At 37.4% G+C, this 5,613-nt stretch carries 5 protein-coding genes and 1 pseudogene; 3 read left to right on the top strand and 3 right to left on the bottom strand.

Annotation, left to right across the window (positions count from 1 at the left end; translation table 11 throughout):
* Both UC75_RS21925 and UC75_RS14930 read right to left on the bottom strand, forming a co-directional pair.
* Window positions 1–267: pseudogene (locus UC75_RS21925) on the bottom strand (ammonium transporter); the annotation flags it as partial.
* Window positions 268–569: 302 nt separating this feature from the next.
* Window positions 570–1,454: a LysR family transcriptional regulator gene (locus UC75_RS14930; protein ID WP_049838034.1), complete on the bottom strand. Its 885-nt coding sequence runs from the start codon at window positions 1,452–1,454 to the stop codon at window positions 570–572.
* 116 nt (window positions 1,455–1,570) lie between these two features.
* Between UC75_RS14930 and UC75_RS14925 the strand changes: the two genes are divergently transcribed.
* Both UC75_RS14925 and UC75_RS14920 read left to right on the top strand, forming a co-directional pair.
* Entirely contained in the window at window positions 1,571–2,476 is a 906-nt protein-coding gene (locus UC75_RS14925) for an AEC family transporter (protein WP_049838033.1), read from the top strand.
* Window positions 2,477–2,604: 128 nt separating this feature from the next.
* Window positions 2,605–3,609, top strand: a complete 1,005-nt coding sequence (locus tag UC75_RS14920) for a molecular chaperone DnaJ (protein WP_049838032.1) — start codon at window positions 2,605–2,607, stop codon at window positions 3,607–3,609.
* Window positions 3,610–3,655: 46 nt separating this feature from the next.
* Here UC75_RS14920 and UC75_RS14915 read toward each other — a convergent pair whose 3' ends face one another.
* Window positions 3,656–4,570 carry a LysR family transcriptional regulator gene (locus UC75_RS14915; RefSeq protein ID WP_049838031.1) on the bottom strand — a complete coding sequence of 305 codons (915 nt, stop codon included), beginning with the start codon at window positions 4,568–4,570 and terminating at the stop codon, window positions 3,656–3,658.
* Window positions 4,571–4,691: 121 nt separating this feature from the next.
* Here UC75_RS14915 and UC75_RS14910 point away from each other — a divergent pair.
* Window positions 4,692–5,613, top strand: a 922-nt coding sequence (locus UC75_RS14910) for an MFS transporter (RefSeq protein WP_164837883.1), incomplete at its 3' end; no start/stop codon positions are given.

Here is a 5,613-nt window from a genome sequence, read left to right as displayed (position 1 = left end):
CAGTAAAAAGAAACAACGCATTAAGTTGTAGCCATGATCACTTGCGAGGCTTGTACCATCATGGAAGAAGTGCTGACCATAGGAAATGTAGTAGCCAACAAAGAAGTAAGCGATTGCAGAGAGGGCAAAGTCAGTCAGAATTTTACTAAGTGCGTTCACCTGATTTTTATGGCGAACCGTACCAAGTTCCAAGAATGCAAAACCTGCGTGCATGGCAAGAACCAAAACAGCACCAAGTAATAAGAAAAATAGATCTACATTTTGCATAGCATGCTCGAAAAAAGTGCTAAATTCCATTTTGGAACAAATCTGGGTCTGTAAATTGCACCAAAATAGATTTAAGGAATCTAAAAACCTAAGTTTGTCGAAACAAACTCAATTGCATAAAAGTGAATATGCAATAAGTGCACCAATTTGAATTGAAAAAGTGGTTTTTGGCGATAAATGGTGCGTTGATTTGGTTGAGATAGGGCAGTTATGGCGCTTTTTACGTTACAAGTCATCTAATGCGCTTATAAATTGACCTGAAAAAGTTCGTTATCAAATTCCTAAAAATTATTCGTTATCATTTAATGATTTGACCAAACCTCTTGAGCAACTTCTATAAATGCTTTCACAGCAGGACTCATATGCTTTTTATTTTTCACTGCCAGTCCAATAGAACGTTTAAGGTTCGGTTTAAAAGGGCGTTTAACTACGTTTGGATAAAGTGAGAGTAACTCTTTGGTGATGACCATATCAGACACAATGGACACCCCTAATTGGTTGTGAACCATGCTGACGATACTCAAAATTTGTGACACATAAAATTTAATGTCTGGTTTCACATTAAAGTTTTTTAAAATTAATTCGACCTGATATCGACTGCCAGCCATTGTCATGATGAAAGGGCAATTTTCTAGCTGTGCTGGATCAATATAGAGCTGTTGCGCGAGCGGGTAGTGGCTCGGAATTAGGGCAACAAAACGATCTTCAATTAAGGGAAACGTATCAAAACGCTCATCTGGCATAATCAAAAAACCGACCTCAATACGCCGTTCTAATAACCACTGAGCAACTTCTTTATCTTCACCTTCATCAATATAAATTTCGATTTTAGGATAGCGTTGCCGAAAGCTTTCTAAAATTTCAGGCAATAAATAAATGGATGATGAAGCCCCAAAAGAGCCAATACGTAATGTGCCTTCGTTTAAACCATGGATGGCAGCCACTTCTTTTTCTAAGGTATCGGAAATACTCAATAGCTCTTTTACATGGGTCAATAACTGCTGACCTGTCGTGGTGAGCTCAATATCGCTTTGAGTTCTTGAAATCAGGTTAATGCCCCATTGTTGTTCTAATGATTTAAGCGCATGGGAAACTGCCGACTGTGAAATTCCCAGCTTTTCTGCTGTAGCAGTAAAGCTTTTTAGTTCAGCAATGAGTGCGAAAATTTCAAGCTGGGTAAATGTCATGTTGTACTTATTATGAGTAAAAACTCATTTTATCATGAGTTTTCATTATCTTTAATATATGAGTAAGCCAAGGTCATTGCCAAAACAGTAAGCCTCAACAAAACTCGAGTAAAGAAATGAATAGCATTGTTTTATCTCTTTTTCCTTTAGTTGCATTAATTGCATCGGGATACTTATTTAAAAAATATCGTTTTTTTAGCGATGAGTTTTGGGTTGGGGCAGAGAAGCTCAATTACTATATTTTATTTCCTGCTTTGCTTTTTAGTACACTATCAACCGCAAAAATTGACTTACAAAGCTTGAGTACAGCCATTATTGCGATGTTGATTGTGGTTTTGGCAGTCACCGCCTTTTTATATATCCTCCGAATGTTTTGGCACATACCGCCTGCACGTTTTGGTGTGCATGTACAAAGTATGGTTCGCTTTAATACCTATATTGGTTTGGCTTTAGTCACTTCGCTTTTTAAAAGTGAAGGAATGGCAATTCTGGCAATTTTATTGGCGCTTTGCATTCCACTTGTAAATATTATTTCTGTGCTTGCTTTAACCTCTAAAGAACAAATGGCAATTAAACCTGTTTTGATTGCACTTCTTAAAAACCCTTTAATTGCATCGTGTGTGGTTGGGGCAGCAGTCAATGCGCTTCATATCCCGATTTGGGAAGGCTTTACCCAGTTTATTAAGCTTTTTTCAGTGTCGAGTTTGCCACTAGGTTTGTTATGTGTTGGCGCAGCTTTACAGTTTATGCAAATTAAAAAAGACATTGTGGTATTGGCAGCAGACACATTTGCGCGACTTTTAGCAGTGCCTGCCTTGGCTTACGTGGTCTGCATGTGGTTTGGTTTACCAAGCTTACAAACACACATTTTAGTTATTTTCTTTGCGTTGCCGACGGCTTCTGCTTCATACATTTTAACCAAAGTTTTGGGTGGTGATAGTCAGCTCATGGCAGCCGTGATTAGCTTTCAAACGTTATGTGCCGCTGTAACCTTGCCATTAGTGATTTGGTGGATTTCTTAAAATATAAAGTTTGGGCAAGTCACATTCTATTTTCAAAAAATGAATAGGCTGATTCTGACTTAAAGAATGCTTAGCTACCTTCCTCCTCTGATTATTGCTACACTTTTTTCTTTTTCGGGTGGATGAGTATGTCCTTTGATCTCAAAGTGAGCTTGCAGCAAAGGTCTGAGCCGTCTGCACAGCAGAAAAAACTGAATCGCCTGATTGATAAAATAGAACAGCAAAAAGTTAGCCTGAGCACATGGCAAAATGCACAAGCCGGGATTCAACAGCACATACGACAAAAACTGATGCCTGTATATAACGATTTACATACAGTGCTATTTCAACAGTTAGAGCAACTTTGGAATATGCTGCATAGCCATGAGTTTTCCAAAGTAGATATGCAACAACTAGATGAAAAAATTGCCCAGCTTGCACAAATGTTGAAGCGCTCCAAAATGCTATCTGCTGAACAGTTAGAGTTAGTGAGGCAAATCGATACCTTTTATCAGCAACATGCGGGGGAGTCGCTAAAAAAGAAAAAAAAAGCTCATTCAATAAAAGTTGAAAACGAAGAAAGTGCAGAGTTAGGAGAAGACTTTGAACAGTATGCTGCTGAGCAACAACAAGCGCGGGAACAAGCCAAACAACAAAGACAGCAACAGAAACGTGAACAAGCTGAGCAAATGGCAGCGCAGTCACTCAAAACAGTTTATTTAAAAATTGCCGCGATGATTCACCCTGACCGTGAGCAAGATGAAACAAAAAAAGAAGAAAAAACTGAATTGTTTCAACAGGCAAGTCAGGCCTATGAAAAACAGGATTTGTTTTATTTACTCAAACTCCAGTTACAACTTGAACAGAATAAAGGGCTAGGTGCTAAAGAGCTATCTGCTGAGCAGTTGCGGTTTTATAAACTGGCTTTAGATGCACAAAGCCAGCAGCTTGAAAGTCAAATAGCTGAAATTTTGGACTCTTTTCAGTTAGCCAAGAATGTAAAAGCAGAGCATGTACACATTAGTGATGTTTATAAAGCTGTAGATGCAGACTGTGTTGAATTAAAGCAGCAGTTAAAGTGCGAAAAGGAGCGTTTAAAGCATATGAAAAAGGTGAGTGGGGTCGAGATGTTATTGGGGAGTGGGGTTCTATAATTTATTAGGTAATCCTACCGAGATAGCTAGCTGATGAAAGTAATGATTAGCTTTTAGGATTTTCCCAACTTGGTGGTTGTTTTTGCCAGTAACACCGGATAAATTCGATTAAAGCTTTTACTTTTGGGGAAATATGTCTTTTTGATGGATATACAGCATAGATCGAGTGTTGTAGTGGTGCAATATCCTCCAAGACTGGTACAAGTGTTCCCTGATAAATATCATTGGTAACAAGATAAGCGCCCACTTGGATAATACCAAAATTATTTAGTGCCGCATCGCGTAGTGATTCAACATCATATAAGCGAATTCTACCTTGTGCTACATAGTCAATATTGTTCCCTTCAATATAAAAACGCCAAGGTGTTTGATGGCCTTGATGTAAATAAATAAGATTTTGATGTTGCTGTAGATCTTCTATTTTGTATGGTTTGCCTTTTTCTCTCAGATAACTAGGGCTAGCACAAGTGATTAACCAATGGCTGGCTAATTTTTGTTGTACTAGATTACTGCTCACATGTTGCCCAAATCGTATGGCAACGTCTATGCCATCATGTATTAAATCTTGAAACTCATCAGAAAAAATTACTTCAATCTCGATTTCAGAATATACATTTAAAAAATCTAATATGATTGGCATCATATAAATTCGACCAAAAGCAACAGGTACTGTAAGACGTAAACGTCCCTTCAGCTTTTGAGTACGTGTCATAATTAAGGTTTCAGTTTCTTCAACTTCTTGTAATATGCGTTGTGCGTATTCATAGAATAGATGCCCCTCGTCACTTAAGCTCAAGGTGCGTGTAGTACGATAAATTAAACGGGTGTGGAACTTATATTCTAGGCGTTGAATACATTTACCTATTGCTGAGCGTGACAAATTAAAAGAATCAGCTGCAGCGGTAAAGCTCCCAGTTTCTACGACACGTACAAAAATTAAAAGGTCAGATAAATTAGTCATCTCTGATATAGCGAGATTAACCACTTTTATTCCCCATTGCTGGCACTCAAATGGAGTTTATCAAGTACAGGGGGGTAAGTATATTTTAGTACAACATTATATTTGATGTACCCCGCTCAATATGAAAACCCCCATTCTAAATGAACAAAAATCTCAAACTGGTTTGCAAGCTTGGTTAGCAGTTATCGCTGTCGCTTTGGCGATTTTTATTGTAGTTAGTGTAGAAATGCTACCTATTGGATTATTAACACCTATTGCAAAAAGTATGAAACAACAATTAGGAAGCATGAGTATTATTGTTTCTACTCCATCTTTAGTTGCCGCAATTACTGCGCCATTTGTCATTTTAGTATTTAACCGCATTACTCGTCGTAAATTAATCCTTTTATTTATGTTGTTATTGTTTATTTCAACATTAGTTTTTGCAATAGCTAACGCATTTCATTGGTTGTTGTTGGCCCGAGTATTATTTGGAATTTCTATGGGGGGAATCTGGTCCCTAGCAGGAAGTATTGCAGTTCGTTTAGTTCCAACTGCACAAGTTGGTCTCGCCACTTCACTTATTTTTAGTGGTATTGCAGCAGCTTCGGTATTGGGTGTGCCTATGGGAGTTTATCTAGGAGATTTATTTGGATGGAGGTTGGCATTTATTGGTATAGCTATGTTAGTTGCAATAGTATTTTTAATGCTATTTTGGTCATTACCACCTCTTACAGTTCAACAAACGAGTACATGGAGAGATGCTTTAGTTGTATTGAAAAAAACGAATATTGTCGTTGGGCTAGGGATGACCTTATTTATCGTTACAGGGCATTTTTCAGCATATACTTTTATACGTCCGCTACTACAAGAAATGGCCCATTTCTCTGATTCTTCTATTGGAGCTTTATTACTAATTTATGGTGTTTCTGGAATTATAGGTAATTTTATTTTAGGATTTAGTATTCAAAAATTTCTTTGGCAAACATTGTTTATCATTGCTTTATTATTGGGTAGTACATTATTTTTATTTATGTTTTTCGGTGATTCTAAGTTTTTTAGTC

It is taken from the genome of Acinetobacter sp. V2, from assembly GCF_001188385.1.
GTDB lineage: Bacteria > Pseudomonadota > Gammaproteobacteria > Pseudomonadales > Moraxellaceae > Acinetobacter > Acinetobacter oleivorans.
The sequence above is the reverse complement of the archived record's forward strand: the minus strand, read 5'-3'. Positions and strand labels throughout refer to the sequence as shown.